General features: G+C 43.0%; 14 protein-coding genes. 7 read left to right on the top strand and 7 right to left on the bottom strand.

Annotation, left to right across the window (positions count from 1 at the left end):
* Nucleotide 1: 1 nt before the first annotated feature.
* On the bottom strand, nt 2-1,567 hold the full coding sequence (locus PR675_RS16100; RefSeq protein WP_014656834.1) for a BCCT family transporter: 1,566 nt from the start codon (nt 1,565-1,567) through the stop codon (nt 2-4).
* A gap of 293 nt (nt 1,568-1,860) precedes the next feature.
* On the opposite strand from PR675_RS16100, the gene PR675_RS16095 reads away from it, so the two are divergent.
* From PR675_RS16095 to PR675_RS16085, 3 genes are read left to right on the top strand one after another with little or no spacing between them, the layout of a single operon-like run.
* Nucleotides 1,861-2,988: an aromatic ring-hydroxylating oxygenase subunit alpha gene (locus PR675_RS16095; protein WP_014656833.1), complete on the top strand. Its 1,128-nt coding sequence runs from the start codon at nt 1,861-1,863 to the stop codon at nt 2,986-2,988.
* A 15-nt stretch (nt 2,989-3,003) separates the two neighbouring features.
* Nucleotides 3,004-4,452 carry an NAD-dependent succinate-semialdehyde dehydrogenase gene (locus PR675_RS16090; protein WP_040132764.1) on the top strand — a complete coding sequence of 483 codons (1,449 nt, stop codon included), beginning with the start codon at nt 3,004-3,006 and terminating at the stop codon, nt 4,450-4,452.
* A gap of 28 nt (nt 4,453-4,480) precedes the next feature.
* Entirely contained in the window at nt 4,481-5,434 is a 954-nt protein-coding gene (locus tag PR675_RS16085) for a PDR/VanB family oxidoreductase (RefSeq protein ID WP_004926619.1), read from the top strand.
* A 32-nt stretch (nt 5,435-5,466) separates the two neighbouring features.
* On the opposite strand, the gene PR675_RS16080 is transcribed toward PR675_RS16085, so the two are convergent.
* Both PR675_RS16080 and PR675_RS16075 read right to left on the bottom strand, forming a co-directional pair.
* Complete coding sequence (locus tag PR675_RS16080) at nt 5,467-6,366, bottom strand: helix-turn-helix domain-containing protein (RefSeq protein ID WP_004926622.1); 900 nt, start codon at nt 6,364-6,366, stop codon at nt 5,467-5,469.
* Between the two features lie 21 nt (nt 6,367-6,387).
* The gene (locus PR675_RS16075) at nt 6,388-7,311 is read right to left on the bottom strand and encodes a LysR substrate-binding domain-containing protein (protein WP_004926625.1); all 924 of its coding nucleotides are present in this window, start codon (nt 7,309-7,311) and stop codon (nt 6,388-6,390) included.
* Between the two features lie 108 nt (nt 7,312-7,419).
* On the opposite strand from PR675_RS16075, the gene PR675_RS16070 reads away from it, so the two are divergent.
* Together PR675_RS16070 and PR675_RS16065 are read left to right on the top strand one after the other, a co-directional pair.
* The gene (locus PR675_RS16070) at nt 7,420-8,487 is read left to right on the top strand and encodes a tartrate dehydrogenase (protein WP_004926627.1); all 1,068 of its coding nucleotides are present in this window, start codon (nt 7,420-7,422) and stop codon (nt 8,485-8,487) included.
* Between the two features lie 1,135 nt (nt 8,488-9,622).
* The gene (locus PR675_RS16065) at nt 9,623-11,641 is read left to right on the top strand and encodes an ATP-binding protein (protein WP_000211147.1); all 2,019 of its coding nucleotides are present in this window, start codon (nt 9,623-9,625) and stop codon (nt 11,639-11,641) included.
* Between the two features lie 129 nt (nt 11,642-11,770).
* Here the strand turns inward: PR675_RS16065 and PR675_RS16060 are convergent, their stop codons facing one another.
* From PR675_RS16060 to PR675_RS16050, 3 genes are read right to left on the bottom strand one after another with little or no spacing between them, the layout of a single operon-like run.
* The gene (locus tag PR675_RS16060) at nt 11,771-13,012 is read right to left on the bottom strand and encodes a tyrosine-type recombinase/integrase (protein WP_001218618.1); all 1,242 of its coding nucleotides are present in this window, start codon (nt 13,010-13,012) and stop codon (nt 11,771-11,773) included.
* A 1-nt stretch (nt 13,013) separates the two neighbouring features.
* The gene (locus PR675_RS16055) at nt 13,014-13,283 is read right to left on the bottom strand and encodes a hypothetical protein (protein ID WP_001995600.1); all 270 of its coding nucleotides are present in this window, start codon (nt 13,281-13,283) and stop codon (nt 13,014-13,016) included.
* A 2-nt stretch (nt 13,284-13,285) separates the two neighbouring features.
* Entirely contained in the window at nt 13,286-14,260 is a 975-nt protein-coding gene (locus PR675_RS16050) for a ParM/StbA family protein (RefSeq protein WP_000497807.1), read from the bottom strand.
* 482 nt (nt 14,261-14,742) lie between these two features.
* Between PR675_RS16050 and mobI the strand changes: the two genes are divergently transcribed.
* Nucleotides 14,743-15,168, top strand: a complete 426-nt coding sequence (gene mobI, locus PR675_RS16045) for a conjugative transfer protein MobI(A/C) (protein WP_000229427.1) — start codon at nt 14,743-14,745, stop codon at nt 15,166-15,168.
* Nucleotides 15,169-15,178: 10 nt separating this feature from the next.
* Here mobI and umuC read toward each other — a convergent pair whose 3' ends face one another.
* Nucleotides 15,179-16,351 carry a translesion error-prone DNA polymerase V subunit UmuC gene (gene umuC / locus PR675_RS16040; RefSeq protein ID WP_001142610.1) on the bottom strand — a complete coding sequence of 391 codons (1,173 nt, stop codon included), beginning with the start codon at nt 16,349-16,351 and terminating at the stop codon, nt 15,179-15,181.
* A 283-nt stretch (nt 16,352-16,634) separates the two neighbouring features.
* Here umuC and PR675_RS16035 point away from each other — a divergent pair.
* Nucleotides 16,635-17,201 (top strand): Tn3 family transposase (locus PR675_RS16035; protein WP_042991769.1); only part of this gene is annotated, 567 nt, incomplete at its 3' end.

Genomic DNA, 17,201 nt, shown 5'->3' with positions numbered 1-17,201 from the left:
GTTATTTAGATAGCTTTTCAGATGCAGGTAGAATAGGGGGATTGATTACAACTTGGCTTTTTTTGCGGTACTTCTTTTCTGCTTTTTCTGTGCGGACCTCTTCATTAAGGCCTTTGTATGTCGAATAACACATCAATAGCATTAATATGGAAAGCGGGATAGCAGTGGCAACTAAAGCAGATTGTAAACCGGATAATCCACCTGTGATGATCAATACGATAGCAATAGCCGCGATAACCACTCCCCAAATGGTCTTCGTCGTATGGGTTGGATTTGGGTTACCATTTTCACTGACCATTCCCAATACGAATACGGCTGAGTTTGCTGAAGTAATAAAGAAAACCATCACTAAAACCATGGCCAATACGCATAAGAAGGTGCTTGCAGGGAAATAGTCTAAGAATTTAAAGAAAGCAGAAGTCACATCTGATTTCACCGCTTCTGCAAGTGCTTTTTGTCCCATGTTTTGGATAAGATGGATGGCTGAGCCTCCCATCACGGCAAACCAAGCGAATGAGCCGAACACAGGAATAAAGACAGCGCCAATCATAAACTCTTTAATGGTACGCCCTTTGGAAATACGCGCCACGAAACTCCCTACTAAAGGCGCCCATGCAATCCACCAGCCGAAGTAAAAGAGAGTCCAGTTCGCAATCCAAGCACCATCATTATAGGGTTCAGTACGGAATGACATACTGACAAAGTTTTGTACATAGTCACCAATACCTTGAAAAAGAACTTTAAGGATCGTTTGTGTCGGGCCAGCAAAGAGAATAAAACCCATCAAGGCGAATGCTAATAGCATATTTAAGTTAGATAAATGCTTAATCGCACCTTGTAAACCAGAGATGGTCGACATGATATAAATGATGGTGACCACTGCAATAATCGCAATTTGGATCCAGATACTTACAGGGATCCCCCATAAGTAATTCATGCCACTGTTAACTTGCAGTGTGCCAAAGCCTAGCGAGGTCGCAATACCAATAACGATCGACAATACCACTAATACATCGACCCATTTCCCTATCGAGCCTTTGATACGTTCACCGATCAGTGGGTAAAACACAGAGCTCAGCGATGAAGGTAATTTCTTTCTAAATTGGAAAAAGGCTAATGATACACCGACTAAGGCATAGCAGGCCCAAGCTGAGACCCCCCAATGTAAATAGACATATTGCATGGCGGTTTTTGCTGCTTGTTCGGTATAGCCTGTACCAACTGGAGGGCTGATATAGTAAGAAACAGGCTCGGCAACTCCCCAAAACACGAGGCTAATCCCAATCGATGCACTAAATAACATTCCAACCCATGTTGCGGTACGATATTCGGGGCGATCACTGTCCTCTCCAAGCCGAATATGACCAAACTTTGAAAAACCGAGATACATACAAAAACTAAAAAAGATAAAAACGGCTCCGAGTATAAACCAACCTAAATTGTTATAGATAAAACCCAGAGAGTAATTTGAAAATGCTTCGAGTTTGTCAGGTATAAAGGCGCCTAAGCTGATTAATACCAGACTAAAGGCGAGTGATACGTAAAATACAGATTTCTTATTATTCATCATACCTCTTCTCCAGTTGCTCACTTATTTTTATGTCTTTTAATGAGAGTTGGTTTGCAGGGAATCTACTTTTGGTTTACAGAGAATATCCATGAAAATATTGCGTGGTCAACAATTAATTAACCTGTAATTAACAAATGTATTTCACGATATGTCATTATCTATATGTTTTAAATAGGTAAATTATTATTGTTATAATAATGTTTAATATTTTGTTTGATCATTATTGAGATCTAGATTAACATTCCCAAAAAACATGTTAACTATAAGTTTACATAAGTGAGGCAATAATGATGAGCAATGCAAAAAAAGTCATTTCGATTAATGATCACCTTGATATTGATAATGCGTGGACCATTCCTGCACGCTATTACACGTCAGATGACGTATTTGAGTTCGAAAAAGAAAATATCTTTGCTAACTCTTGGGTTTGTGTTGCTCACAGTAGTGAGGTGAAAGAGAAAAATGCCTATATCACTCGCCAGTTGATTGGCGAAAGCCTTGTTATCGTTAGGGGGCGAGATGATGTTTTGCGGGGCTTTTATAATGTCTGCCCGCATCGAGGCCATCAGTTGATCAGTGGTGAAAGCGGTAAAATGAAAAATGTCATCACTTGCCCTTATCATGCTTGGGCATTCAAATTGGATGGTCAATTGGCACATGCGACAAACTGCGAAAACGTGAATAACTTTGAAGCCGATGCCATGTCATTGAGCAGTTTTCATGTGATTGAGCACGCAGGGTTTATTTATATTAATTTGACAGAAGGCGAGCCTCAACCTATCGAGGAGCAACTGCCTGGATTAGCGGCAAAAATGGAAGAAGCTTGCTCAGTGATCCGTGATCTGAAATTAGCGGCACGCTTTGTCAGCCATACGCCAGCTAACTGGAAGACGATTGTTGATAACTATATCGAATGTTATCACTGTCCAACAAACCATGTCAGTTTTGCTAGCTCGGTCGATGTGAATGTGTATGAGCACCAGTTGAATGAAAACTGGACGGTACAGATTGGTCAAGCCAAACCTTCAGAGTCGTCATATCAATTTGATGAATCAGTAGTCAATCCACGTTTCTTCGGCTTTTGGATTTGGCCTAGCACCATGTTTAATATGCCGCCAGGTGGTGATTTTATGACCGTCATTTATGAGTTTCCGGTTAGTGCGGGAGAAACGTTGCAGCATTACGATATCTATTTCTTAAACGAAGAATTGACGGAGTACCAAAAGAATTTAGTGGAGTGGTATCGGACGGTATTTCGCCCAGAAGATCTGCGCCTCGTTGAGAGTGTTCAAAAAGGGTTACGTTCCCGTGGCTATCGAGGGCAAGGGCGGATCATGGCTGATAGGCAACGTAGTGGGATCAGTGAGCATGGCGTCGCACACTTCCATAAGCTGATTGCAACGGCACACACTGAGTGACGGGAGAAATAGCATATGAATAGGTTAAATAACCCAGCGCTATTCCGCCAGTCTTGCTATATCAATGGTCAATGGGTGGATAGTTCGAAGACTATTTCAGTATTGAACCCTGTGGATCAATCGGTGCTGGGTACTGTACCCAGCCTTTCACCAGAGCAGGTGAATGATGCGATTGTGAAGGCACATCATGCGATGGAGGCTTGGCGTCAGTTCACGGCAAAACAACGTGCTACGATTTTACATCGCTGGTTTACATTGATTGAAGCCAATATGGATGACTTAGGTTTGCTGATGACATTAGAGCAGGGCAAACCGTTGAATGAGGCTAAAGGGGAAATTCGTTATGCCGCCTCGTTTATCGAATGGTTTGCAGAGGAAGGCAAGCGAGTTTATGGTGAGACGATCCCGCAAACCGTAGCTAGCAACCGTCTTTTAACCATCAAGCAACCGATTGGTGTGTGTAGTGCCATTACGCCATGGAACTTCCCCGCCGCAATGATCACGCGCAAAGCCGCTCCCGCATTAGCAGCGGGCTGTAGCATGATCATCAAACCCGCCAGTGAAACACCGTTTACGGCTCTCGCACTTGCTGAGTTAGCGCAACAAGCTGGCGTGCCTGCTGGGGTGCTGAACATTGTGACAGGGGAATCTCGTGTTTTAGGGGAATTACTCACACGCCATGAATTGATCAGTAAATTTTCTTTTACTGGCTCTACGCAAGTTGGACGTCAACTGTATGAGCAGTGTGCCTCAACGATCAAAAAAAGCGCTTTAGAGCTTGGGGGAAATGCCCCTTTTATTGTGTTTGATGATGCGGATATTGATAAAGCGGTAAACAGCGCAATACAGGCAAAATTTCGTAATGGTGGGCAAACCTGTGTTTGTGTGAATCGTTTTTATATTCATGAGTCCATCTATGCGCCATTTATCGAGAAATTCACCGCAAAAGTAAGCCAGTTACGTGTTGGAAATGGGTTGGATGAGGGTACTGATATTGGGCCTATGATTACATCTCGAGCCATCGATAATATGAATCTATTAGTTAAAGATGCACTTGCTAAAGGTGCCAAGCAGCTAACGTTGGGGAGTGAAATCACTGAGCAAGGTAATTTTATCAATCCAAAAGTGTTAGTGGATGTGGATGATTCAATGGATATCGTACACGAAGAGATTTTTGGCCCTATTGCGGTACTTATTCGTTTTCGTGATGAAGATGAGGTTATTAAGCGAGCGAATAATACGATCTATGGTTTAGCCGCCTATTTCTTTTCAAAAGATATTGGTCGTGTTTATCGCGTGGCAGAGAAACTGCAAAGCGGCATGGTTGGGATTAATACAGGCCTGATCTCCAATGAAGTTGCTCCATTTGGTGGTGTTAAGCAATCGGGCCTAGGCAAAGAAGGTTCCCGATATGGCATAGAGGACTACCTAACCGTGAAATATCTGTGTATTGACATCGCTTAGCCAGTAATCAGTAAAAGAGGGAATTGTGATGAGCCAACAAAAAATAGCCGTAAATGTTAGCCGCATAGAGCAACTTAGCCCAACCATTAAAATGTTCGAGTTCGTTGCAAAAGAGACCTTGCTTGAACCGTTTAGTGCGGGGAGCCATATTACGGTACACATGAACGAAGAGCTGGGATTACAGCGGGCTTATTCGTTAATTAGCGATCCTAAAGATTGCCATTGTTACCGTATTTCTGTGCTACGCGATGAGAACTCGAAAGGCGGCTCTGCTTATATGCATGAACAGTTAGCGGAAGGGGATTTAGTTTATTTATCGCCTGCTCAAAACTATTTTTCATTGAAACATGACAGTTCTTGTAAGCATATTTTGATTGCGGGAGGGATTGGTATTACTCCGTTCCTCTCATACCTTTATGAATTAGAGCAAACGGGTATGGAGTTCGAGCTTCATTACTGTTTTCGCGATCAAAATACGGCTGCTTTTGTTGAACAGCTTCAAGAGCGATTGGGGGAGCGATTATATCTTTATGATAATGCGAAAGCGCAGCGACTATCTGTCGAGCAGTTGGTTAAAGCGCAACCCAAAAATAGCCATGTTTATGTGTGTGGCCCTGAATCATTAATTAATGCGGTTATCGAACATGGCAATGCACATTTAGGTGAATCTCAAGTTCATTTTGAAAACTTTGGTGAAGTAGCAAATGAAGGCGAGGCTTTTGAGGTTTATTTCCAACGTTCAGGGTTTAGCTTAAATATCAGCGAAGATGTCTCCATTTTGCAGGCGATCGAAGCAGATAAACGTATTCAGGTTGAATGTTTGTGCCGCAATGGCGTGTGTGGCACTTGTGAAACGGCAATTTTAGAAGGCGAGGCAGATCATCGCGATCACTACCTTGATGATGATGAGCGTGCGGAGCAGAAGACCATGATGTTGTGTGTTTCGCGTGCTAAGACTAAACGGTTAGTGTTAGATTTGTAATGTATGCTAGCCCCGATAATGGGGCTTTTGTGTTATTTAAGCTGAAACATGAGGAATGGCTGCTGCTCATCATTGAGATGATAAGAGGCACTAATTTCACGGTCTTGGAAGTGAATGTGACCGTGACCTTTACTATACACCCCTTCTAACCACGGCTTATGATTGATAGCGAGTTGATAGAGTAAGCGCTGTAATTCCAAATAATCGATATCCGCAGTTTGGCTTTCGAGATTACTGGCAAGTATTTCCCCCGCTTTATCGGTAAACACAACTAAATGGTTAAAGTGAGCGAGTAAGACATCAAAGTAGCACTTAATTTTACGTAGCCGTAGTTCTGTATTTTTACGTTCGGTGTTATCTAGGCTGATCCCCACCAATTTAGTCACTTTACCATTTGGGCCTTTAACACCGGTTGCTCGTGAGGTGATCCATCGGTAGCCATCATCCCACGCAATTTTAAAATCCATTTCATGGGCGCCACCTTCACGAATGATCTTTGAGTAACCATTCACTAATTTATCTTTCGATTCTTGGTTCATTAAAGCCCAAAAATCATCATTAGTGGTGATTTTGATGCCGTAAACATCTTCAACATTATCCGAATAGTTCAGTTCGCCCGTGAGTAAATCCCATTCCCAAGTAACGATCTCAGTGGACTCTTGAAGATGCACTTCATTGATATTACGAACAATGGCTGGGTGTGAAGCGGTAGAGGCGTGATTGGTGTATTCACCATATTTGAGCCATATTTTATCAACATTCAGTAATTGTGCTAATTTCTCAAGGTTGTTTTCATCAATCATACCGCCTTTTGTCCACTTGTTGACGGCAGTCCGAGAAACACCAAGTGCTTCAGCGGCTTTTAACTGGCTCATTTTTTGTTGTTTCAATAAGGCCAGCAAACGTTGTCCAAATGTTTGCGTGTCTTTCATCGGCTCATGTCCACCTTTTGTTTATTCATCCTGAAATTGATGCGGTAAATGTTTTGATAAGTATTCTGTTAAATTTTCAATAAAAACGCGTAAGTTTGCATTATTGCGGGCGGTGCGTGAATAAACGGCATACACATCAGCAGGTTGGCTCCATTGTGGAAGTACGCGAATTAATTTTCCGCTCTCTAACTCCGGTAGTACACTCCATAATGAACGCAACAAAATACCTTCACCGCCGATACACCACTGTTTAGCGACATCACCATTGTTCACCATGAGCTTACTATTTGGTGCCACCGTCATACTTTCTGTTTGATGTTGTAGTTTCCATTGTGCAGGTGCTTGGTTGCGCTCTTTAATCGTAATGCAAAAATGTTGTTTTTCTAGCTCTTGAGGATGATTAGGGCTGCCATGCTGCTCTAAATAAGCAGGGGAAGCGCAGAGAATGCGTTTATTTTTGGCGATTTGCTTCGCAATGTAATGATCGGGGATTGTGCCACCAATATAAATATCGAGATCAATGTTTTCGCTGATAATATCAATGGAACGATCGGTTAAAGTAAGGTCGATCCCTAAGAGTGGATAGTTAGCACGTAATGCTAGGATAAAGGGGTTGAGATAGGCGCTACCAAAGCCTGTGCTGCAACTGACCCTTAACTCACCACGGATCTCCTCTCGACAGGCGTTTAACGCATTGTGCATATTGTCGAGTTCGTGTAATAGCCGCTCACCACTGCTCAGAACAATGCGTCCTTCATGAGTTAAATTAATTGAGCGGGATGCTCGCAGAAATAGCGTCTGTCCGAGATTTTCTTCAAGTAATTTTATGCGTTTGGAGACATAGGCGGGTGAAACAAGCAGTTGCTCCGCGGCTCGTGAAAAACTCATTAAGCGAGCAACAGTGACAAATACTCTAATGTCTTCCAATGCGGGTAGCTTGTTCATAGTTTGTAAACCCAAAGATTACACTTCGACGCTATACTTTATCACAGCAACCCATAAACTGGAGATCTTACTTACTCATAAAATTTATTGTTGTGGGAGTGCCGTGACATGTCACAATTTAATATCGCAGTCATTCCAGGTGATGGTATTGGAACAGAAGTTATACCTGAGGGATTAAAAGTCTTAGAGGCCGCAGCAAGTCAACATCAGGTAAAGCTTAACTTTACCCATTTTGATTGGTCCTGTGAAACTTACCATCGTACAGGACGCATGATGCCTGAAGATGGTTTAGAACAGTTAAAAAAATTTGATGCCATTTTCCTTGGTGCAGTCGGGTTCCCTGGTGTGCCTGACCATATTTCACTTTGGGGGCTGTTGTTACCCATCCGCCGTGCTTTCAACCAATATGTTAATTTGCGTCCGGTACGCCTATTTGAAGGGATCAAATCCCCTTTAGCCGATAAAAAACCCGGTGATATTGATTTCTATGTGGTACGTGAAAACGTAGAAGGGGAATATTCGGCTATTGGCGGCATTCAGTATGAAGGTACTGAAGATGAAGTGGTGTCTCAGCAAAGTATTTTTACCCGTAAAGGTACGGATCGGATATTAAAATATGCGTTCGAATTGGCACAATCACGGGAGAAAAAACATTTAAGTTCGGCAACGAAATCAAATGGCCTTTTTCACTCAATGCCTTATTGGGATAGCCGTTTTGCGGCAATGGCAAAACACTACCCTGATGTGAAAGTGGATCAATTCCATATTGATATTTTCGCCGCCAACTTGGTCAGAATGCCTGAATTTTATGATGTGATTGTAGGCTCCAATTTGTTTGGTGATATTTTGTCGGATTTAGGCCCTGCCTGTACCGGAACCATTGCCATTGCACCTTCTGCGAATATTAATCCTGAAAAACAGTTCCCATCTATGTTTGAGCCAGTACATGGTTCAGCGCCTGATATTGCGGGGCAAAATATTGCTAACCCAATCGGCACTATTTGGGCGGCCGCAATGATGATGCAGCATCTCGGCTGCCCAGCAATGCATGATACCATTATGGATGCGGTTGAAACGGTGATCAAAGAGCGCCATCACTTGACTCGCGATATGGGCGGAAATGCAAGTACACAGCAACTTGGGCAAGCCATTGCTGATCTGATTTTAGCCAAATAGTCACTCTTCTTGGGGAGCCTACTGAGGCTCCTTAGTGGCTTTGGCGTGTCGTCCGTTCTGTTTTAATTAGTTTAATGGCAGTAACAAAAAGAGTCTCTTTCTCGGTAACAATCGCTATCAATTAAGTGACCTTTGATTGTTTATGACCCTAAGATCTGAGAAAATAGCCGCCAATTTCGATTAACAAGACGGATTTGCTGAGCTAAGAGCCACCTATTGCCTCTCCTAATGCATGTACAAATCTGTATTCAAACAAAAAAGAACGGTTAAATGGCAGATCAGAATTTTCTACATGAAGTCAACGCGCGCAGGACGTTTGCGATCATCTCTCACCCTGATGCCGCCCAGCCTTTCAACGCTTAAAACCACCTTTCATTGCACACCACAATCACATCTCTACGTACTGAATTTAAAGGCTTTTTGTCTTTTTCTCGTTTCTTTGCTTTTCAATGATGTTCAAGCGTAACCTCGGAAAATGTGTACAAACTTGAGTACAAATCGCCATATTTACCGTTTTTAGCCAAATTCCATGACACAAACCTAGCTGTAGGCCTTGTTCCTACTGGGTTTTAGCCAAAACTTGCCTATATTTTTTATGCCAAAAATCGAGAAATGATGGTAAGACGTTCGCGATTATCTCTAATTGTTTGCCGGTTGAGTTGGTTACCGGTTGCTTTCTTGCTGTCCTAAAAGTTCATTTGTATGGGCCTGATCTTCTGAACAAATCATGCATCTTTCTGACCATCAACAAGTGATGAATCAGGCGATGATAGCTTTACATTGATTTTCAGGAGAATGCAGATGACAGCAGTAGCGCACCAAGTAACCCCTTTTCTAACGTCTTACGAAGTTATGGCTCGTTACCACATTAGCTATACGACGCTCTGGCGAAGAATAAAAGATGGCAGCTTGCCGCAACCTCGTATCAACCGAAATACACGAAACAAGCTGTGGCACATTGAAGACTTGGAGGAGTATGAGAAGAATTAGGAATAGATAGCGTAGCTTAGTTTTTCTGTTGGAGCTTGGACTAACGCTTTGAAACGCCGGCTTGTGCCAACAATATAGTTAATATGTACACCAACTTAGGCTAAGATAGCAGCATGGATTTTTTATTGATTGGATGGATAGGTAAGTGACGACTCCTCAAGAACGGACAACAGGTATTACAAATGCGTCGATAAAAAAACGTTTCGGCTCAATTCCCGCTTGGAAGATGTTGAGTGAATATATCTGGAACGGTTTGGATGCTGGTGCATCAGATATTGATGTCATTATTAACACCTGTGATCTCGGCGGGGTGGAGTCAATAGAGATCCATGATAATGGTGAAGGAATTGACTTTCATAACCTAGACCGAAATTTTGATAATTGGGATGACTCATCCAAAAAACAGGTTACCCAAAAAGGCAGTCAAGGCAGAGGGCGGTATTCATTTCATAAATATGCTGCAACAGCAACCTGGCTTACGAGAAGACAATCTGAGAATGCACGTATTACCATAGACTCGTCTCGTATTAAAACGTACAAAGTTGAGTTGATCGACGATAAAGAACAGCATAGTAGTATTCTTTCAAATGGAAGTGGGACATCAGTATTTCTTACGGGCATTACGAGTGAAAAATCTCAAAAAATCCCTAATATTGAAAATATCATGGAGGAGCTTTCAAATGAATTTGGTTGGAAGCTAATAGTTTTTTCTAACCTTAAAATATCAGTTAATAGAGTCCGAGTGACGCCTCCCCAACATAGGTTGTTTCAAGAGCTTATAGATGTTGATGGAAATATATTTAGTTCAAGTATCATTCAGTGGATAAAAAAACCATCTGGTGAAAAGTCATACAATTATTTTAGAGATTCAAAAGAACATCAGAAGTATAGAAATCTGACTGGTTTTAACTACAAAAACAATTTTTTCATAAGTGGATATATACAATCTGAGTGGTTCGATAATTTTCAAGATACCTCATCTCCAAATGCTGATCTCTTCATTAGTGAAAAGAGTGATGGGAATAAAGTTTTAGCTATGCTGCTAAAAGAACTGCGCAACAAAACAGCCGAGATTTATCAGGGGTTCCTTAGAGAAAGAGCTGTTCAGCTTGTCGATTCTTTCGAAGAAAAAGGATATTTTCCTGTTTACAATTGGGAGTCTGACGAAGATCGTTCCTTTAGAATTGCACATACGAAGAAATTAGTAACTAGTATCTGCGTTGCTGATCCAGCAGCTTTTAATGGGCTAAAGGCTAAGCAAACAAAAATTATAATCGGTTTGCTTGATAGGCTATCTACATCAAGTGAAAATGATAGTTTGATAGATATATTGGAAGGCGTTTTAGACTTAAATAAGGAGCAAATGGATGAATTTGCATCTCAAATAAGTAAATCTAAACTTGATTATATAATTAGCACGATTGGACACATTCATAAGCGAGATCTAGTCGTACAGAAAATGAAGTACCTTTTTAAAGAGCACGCTAAAGAAGTTCTAGAAACACCAGACTTACAAGGTATTATTGAGGCTAATACATGGTTGTTTGGCCCTCAGTACACAACTATAGGTGCCGAAGAGGATGACTTTTCTAATACAGCTAGAAATCTTCGGAATTCAGATATTGAAATATTGGATGGGGACGATATCAGTACCAGTGATCTTATTGAAGGCGCTACCATAGAGGGGGCAAAAGGCCAAGTAGATTTGTTTCTTGCACGCAAAATGGTCACAATTGATCATTCTACACAAGAAGAATTTATTAAATGTACGATCATTGAAATAAAAAGACCAAGTGTAGCATTGAATAAGAAACATTTAGCTCAAGCTGAACGTTATGCTGAGGTACTTGATAAGCATCCTGCCTTTAATGATGAGAGAATGAGATTTGATGTTGTTCTTGTTGGAACTAAAATCTCCCAGAATGATACTCAAATTACAAGGCGGTTGAAAGACCTTGCTGGTAAGGGCGGCGCGGGCCTTGTTTCCGGGGCGGATGAAAGAATTCGAGTATACGTTAAAAGTTGGTCTACAATTTTTAATGATTTCGAGGTGACTCATAGTGCTTTATTACAAAAGCTAAAAATAAAGAGAAGCGAGCTAGAGTATAAATCTAAGCAAACCCTTGTGGATGAATTGCAAATACCTCTCTCTGAGGCGTCGTGAGACTTATAATAATTATTCGATAAGTTGTTTTTTTGTAACTGGAAAAACAACTAATCTAAACCGAGCCAAATGCACTACTTGACTCGGTCATTTGTACTAGCTCAGTCTCTTCCTTAATTCAGCTACCCCTTATTGTCCGAAACGCCAGTTGAATGGAAAGCCTGTCGGCTCGATGATGGTTTCTAGTTGTTGATACCAAACGTCGTAAGCATGACGCATTTCGTCCAGGTACTGATATTGGTTGTAGATAGCATCCAGCCCTTTTTTGCTGTGGCCAATCATCAACTCGGCAACTTCTTGCGTCGTGATGGCAGACATTCGCGTTCGCATCGTTCTGCGAAGATCATGCATAGACCAGTGTTCCATCTCAATACCAAGCGATCTGCGAGCCCAGATTTTCACATTGTTAGGAATAGTGGTATCAAAGCCATTTGTGGCAAGCTCTTCTTGTCCGTTCGCGGGAAACAAGTAAGTTGATTTGCTCATCTGCATCGCCAGTTCAATCAGCTCAATAGCTGGCTTAATCAATGGCCGCATGATCGGCGCTCCAATTTTCTCACCTTGTTTGCGGATCTCTATGGGCACTGTCCACATTGCAGATTGCAAGTCAAAGTGATGCTTTTCAGCTTGAATGAGTTCGCCCTTGCGCCCTCCCAATAAGAGAAGCAGTTTTATGTAGATGCGATTCTTCTCAGTGATTTTTGACTCATGCAAATAGCGCCAAAGTATCCTGATCTCGTTGTCATTTAGCACCCGAGTTCGTTTTCCTTTTTTACCGCCAACCTTTTTTGCTGTGATCCCAGCGGCAGCGTTAATTTCCAAAATTTGTTCATCAATCAGCCAGTCATAGAACTTATGCAGTACAGACACTAGGCGCTCTGTGTTTGACGGAGACGATTCCGAAACCTCACGAAGACAGTTTCGCAAGGACAATTCAGTGATGTCAGTTAATGGATACTTGCCAAGTCGGGGCAGCAAATATATTTCACTGCTGCGTTTTTGGTAGTGCCACGTTTTCTCCTTTAGCCCTTGCTTACCGGCAGAGTCTATCCAGTCTCGAAAAATCGATTCGAAGCTTTGATTAGCAGAATACTTAGCCCGTTCCTGCTGTAGGTAAAGCTTGGGGTTTCGGCCTTGATCAAGTACTGCCCTTAACCTATCCAGCTCATTCCTGGCTTCAGCCAGCTTCATAAGGGGGTAAGTACCTATGTCTACCCGCTGTTGCTTGCCATCGAACCGATAACGAAACTGAAAAACAATTTTGCCCTTGGGCGATACCCGAGCACTTAGCCCATCTCGGTCGGCTTTTACTACGGTTTCTTTTGCTTCTTTATTTAACCTGGCATCGAGCCAGCTAACTGATAACGCCATGTTATAAGCCCAGCCCTAGTTTTGATTTTAATGATTGTTTACGTGTTTCTGCTTTGGGTTCTGGCGCTGTACTCATAGAAGTAACTTCACCATCTGGTGCAAGGCCATCCACCGGTACAGATGTCGTGGATAGATTGGGTTGGCTCATTTGAATTAACCCAAAGGTTGCCAGCATCCGCAGACGCTCAGCGCGTTCCCGTGGTGGCGTCTTTTCCAATTCTTTGAGTAGTTCTGGGTGGCTCCCTGGGGGAATGTTGACGACAACTCTCATGATCATGCCCCATAAAACCAGAAGCCTCGGACGTTCGCCAAAACAGACTGCTCAGGCACGATGATCTTGCTTCGTGAAAAAATCTCCTTGGCCGCTTCCTTATAAGCCAAGGCTCCACCTCCGGCGATCAATACCAAGTCCGCATTAATGCTTTCGTCACGCATGGATTGACGCATGGCTGTAAGAGCAACAGGCGCTACCTTTTTCATGGCAGCATTCAGATAAGGTGAAATATCGACTTTTTCTCCAAATAGCAGGACCTGTAAGTCGCCGGTTCTCATGGCTTTTTCAAGTCGATCCATTCCGACTTTGGCACCATGATCTTCCGAAATCAGCTTATCGATGGTTTCCAGTAGCACGGACATTGCCTGAAGACTGGTTCCTGATGAGCTGTAGCGAATTTCTCCGGCCTCAAGGGCAACCCAATCAACAGAAAAGAAGCCGGGATCAATGACGACGACACGACCTTCTTCAATCAAGCCCAGATCACCACCCGTTTGAACCAGATCCATATAGGCACCGGCAGGCTGTGGTAGTACTTTGACGTCATGAACGGTGATGCTGCGCTTAGGCGTCACTTGATGGACACCTTTTAAACGCTGCACAAGGTCAGACTTACGTTGTGGTTCATGAAACTGGGAAACCGGTAATCCAGTGACAACCAAATCGATGGATTCTGTTTCAGCCATTAACAAGGCGGCATGAAAAAGTGCCTTATAGGTTTTTGTGGTGGGATATTCCGGGTGAAGCTCTCGTTCCCAGCCTTGAAGGCGTCCAGCAGGAACACCAGCGGCCCAGCGCTCATTATCGACAGAGACATACAAACAAGTTTCATCATCGCCTCCACCGATACGCTCCGGCATACGATCCGCTGGACCGGCACCCGCAGGTAGAATAATGGTTTTCGGTTCACTACCTGATTGGCCAATTGCCAGCTTCAGGTTTGAGTAACCGATATCTACGCCTAGTACAAACATACTTATCTCCTGTGCACTCAAAGTGCTCTAACGGTTTTCAATCAACCGCGCTGTTCACGCTTGGGCATTTCCAAGTGCTCTGGCGGTTTACTCAAATGTCATTATCAGGATTCGGTGCACTGGCGGTGGGCAGAAAGGTGACAAATCCTTTCATCTATCTGCCTATTGCATTTTTGCAAAAGTATGAGAATAGGCTCTGTTTGGCGGCTGGTGACCTAGCCAAAAAAATTGAGACGCCAAACGTCGTTTGCATTCTGGCCTGAACTTGCCAAACGGTTTGTATCTTCATGGCGATACGTCTTTTTAGGTGTTTTTAAGTGAAATCAGCCTGTATCCCTTGTCGGGTATGGGATTGAGCGAGTCGATTTATATCGAGACGCCAAACAGTGATTGTGACGGCAGTTTTACGTTTGGCGTTTCGATCCAAAAGCCAAACGGATAGTGGTTTTGGCTTTAGGGGTTAATTGGATGGGGAAATTGGTTTGGTAGAAATCGTCAATGAACAATGGAAAGCAGATGTATCAGATTTACTTCAGCAAGAAACGGACAGGCTAAAAGCGCTGGCACGAGCTGAAGTTGATGACTTTTGGGTTACCCATTACAAGGTTCGAGAGAATGAGCCCTTTAAAGACTGGGGTCTGCTTGGTGTCCGTATCAGAGACTTTAAGTATGGCTTTGGCATAGAGTGGTATATCAACAGTTTTCACGGTCAACGAGGCAAACGCGTGGTCTTTAGCAAGGGGCTGCGTATCTCAAAGACGAAGCTGAGATACGCATTTTTAGACTGCCAAGGTTTGGCCAAAGAATGGGAGCTAGCGCTGGCCATGGAGAAAGAGGAATTCTTCAGTGATATTCGACGCCAGGTTGATAAGCTCAACATGCTGCGTCGCAGAGTGAATGCGTATTGAGTCAACTGCGCTACTTCACTCGCGGTAACTGGTCCCAGCGTGTTGTATAAGCGGGAGACAAATGCTCTCGCTTCATCGACCAATCTTTCTTGAGTCCTTGTCCAGCAAAGAAAACCTTTCCGGCACCGCTTTGGTTAATGGTGTCCAATACAGACATTAGCTGCTGGCTATTAGAGCGGGTCGATACGTCATCGAATAGTCCTGGTTGAAACATGCCAGGATCGTAAAAGTCAGACAGCATGACGCCCGCTTTGGCATAACGAAAACCATCCTTCCATATCCGCTTGAGTAAGTGATTGGCCAGCTCGATAAAATCCCGCGTGTCGCAACTGGGGATTAGCAATTCACCCGATGCAGAGTTGCTGTACTGCGGCTCGTTGTCCTTAAAGGGGCTGGTACGTATGAACACGGTCAGCACTTTGGCTTGCTGCTGTTCTTTGCGAAGTTTCTCAGTGGCGCGGGTTGCGTATTCGCATACGGCTTCACTTAAAAATTCAAAGTGCGTCACTTTTACGCCAAATGAACGGCTACAGACGATTTGCTTCTTAGTTGGCGGGATCTCTTCAAGTTCAATGCACGACTCACCATTGAGCTCTCTGACGGTTCTTTCTAAAACCTCTGAAAACTGGTCTCTGATGGCTCTAGGAGAGGCATTGGCGAGATCTAAGGCTGTGGTGATACCCAACGCATTTAAACGCTTAGAAAGCCGTCTACCAACGCCCCAAACATCATCAACCGGGACTAATGCGAGCAATCGACGTTGCCGATCTGGATTGGTCAGGTCTACAACCCCCTGAGTAGCTGGATATTTTTTGGCGGCATGGTTAGCCAGTTTGGCGAGTGTTTTAGTCGGTGCAATGCCTACACAGACGGTGATCCCAATCCAGTGGCCTATGCGCTCTCGCACTTGTTGTCCGAACTCGACAAGAGATATGGCAGACTCAATACCGGTTAAATCCAAAAACGCTTCGTCAATAGAGTAAACCTCTACTCGTGGTGCCATCTCCTCCAAAGTGCGCATCACTCGACTGCTTAAATCTGCATACAGCGCGTACAGTTGGCTAAGAATTCCCGCTAAAAATAGACGAGTAAGTGAGCAACCATTCTGCCGCATGGGTTGCTGGCGTCTAACACCAGAAAAATCACCCAGCCCAACCCGCTGTCTATTTTTTAAGGTGGGCATTCATCTACATGTCTAATTTTTTACCAATTTGATCGCTAAGATGTACTAATTTGATTACCGAGGGAGACTGACGGACTAATTACTTAGGGGCTTAATCGTACAATCTCCACTCGACACCACACAACTCACTTCTGGACATTTCTGAGTTGCATTTTAGCTAATTTAGAAAAACATGAATTAGATAAAGTATGGAAATTTCAAATCAATATGAGGCGGACATGAAGAAATTGAAAAAAGTAGCTTAACTGGGTTGGTCAATTTTGGTTGACCACGTCATGTTCCGGTGAGTACGCAAGTCATTGGCGCTAACGAATATGAAGGTCACTTTGCTTTTGACTTACTCTATAACAACTCTTCAGATATACAGCCTAATACCTTATCGACCGATACGCATGGTACCAATAATGTTAACTTCGCTATATTAGATTTCTTTGGTTACACATTCGCCCCTCGATACGCGAAAATGAAAAAGGTGTTTTTTGAGCTATTTGAAGTGACTGAAGAGAACGGAGGCCGTATTCAATTAAAGAAAGATATTAATCATAAGCTAATTGCTGAAGAATGGGACAATATTCAGCATATTGTTTGTTCATTGAGTCGTAAAACCACCACTCAAAGCACAATCATTAGAAAGTTGAGTAACGGCAAGAGCCGAAGATTGTCAGCATTGCATGAGTACGACCGTTTAATTAAATCTATTTATGTTTTGGAGTATGTTGATAATTCAACGTTGCGTCATTACGTCCAGCAAGCCTTGAACAGAGGTGAAGCATACCATCAGTTAAAACGTGCTATTACTTCAGTTAATGGCAATAAATTTCGTGGGGGGAATGATTACCAAGTATCACAA

Source organism: Providencia sp. PROV261, from assembly GCF_028477945.1.
Taxonomy (GTDB): domain Bacteria; phylum Pseudomonadota; class Gammaproteobacteria; order Enterobacterales; family Enterobacteriaceae; genus Providencia; species Providencia stuartii.
This window is presented reverse-complemented; position numbering and strand designations above follow the sequence as displayed.

Bases quoted from the DNA above. Each gene is read 5' to 3' on its own strand.
- PR675_RS16100 (WP_014656834.1), bottom strand. From the start codon at position 1,567: ATGAATAATAAGAAATCTGTATTTTACGTATCACTCGCCTTTAGTCTG.
- PR675_RS16095 (WP_014656833.1), top strand. From the start codon at position 1,861: ATGAGCAATGCAAAAAAAGTCATTTCGATTAATGATCACCTTGATATT.
- PR675_RS16090 (WP_040132764.1), top strand. From the start codon at position 3,004: ATGAATAGGTTAAATAACCCAGCGCTATTCCGCCAGTCTTGCTATATC.
- PR675_RS16085 (WP_004926619.1), top strand. From the start codon at position 4,481: ATGAGCCAACAAAAAATAGCCGTAAATGTTAGCCGCATAGAGCAACTT.
- PR675_RS16080 (WP_004926622.1), bottom strand. From the start codon at position 6,366: ATGAAAGACACGCAAACATTTGGACAACGTTTGCTGGCCTTATTGAAA.
- PR675_RS16075 (WP_004926625.1), bottom strand. From the start codon at position 7,311: ATGAACAAGCTACCCGCATTGGAAGACATTAGAGTATTTGTCACTGTT.
- PR675_RS16070 (WP_004926627.1), top strand. From the start codon at position 7,420: ATGTCACAATTTAATATCGCAGTCATTCCAGGTGATGGTATTGGAACA.
- PR675_RS16060 (WP_001218618.1), bottom strand. From the start codon at position 13,012: ATGGCGTTATCAGTTAGCTGGCTCGATGCCAGGTTAAATAAAGAAGCA.
- PR675_RS16055 (WP_001995600.1), bottom strand. From the start codon at position 13,283: ATGAGAGTTGTCGTCAACATTCCCCCAGGGAGCCACCCAGAACTACTC.
- PR675_RS16050 (WP_000497807.1), bottom strand. From the start codon at position 14,260: ATGTTTGTACTAGGCGTAGATATCGGTTACTCAAACCTGAAGCTGGCA.
- umuC (WP_001142610.1), bottom strand. From the start codon at position 16,351: ATGCCCACCTTAAAAAATAGACAGCGGGTTGGGCTGGGTGATTTTTCT.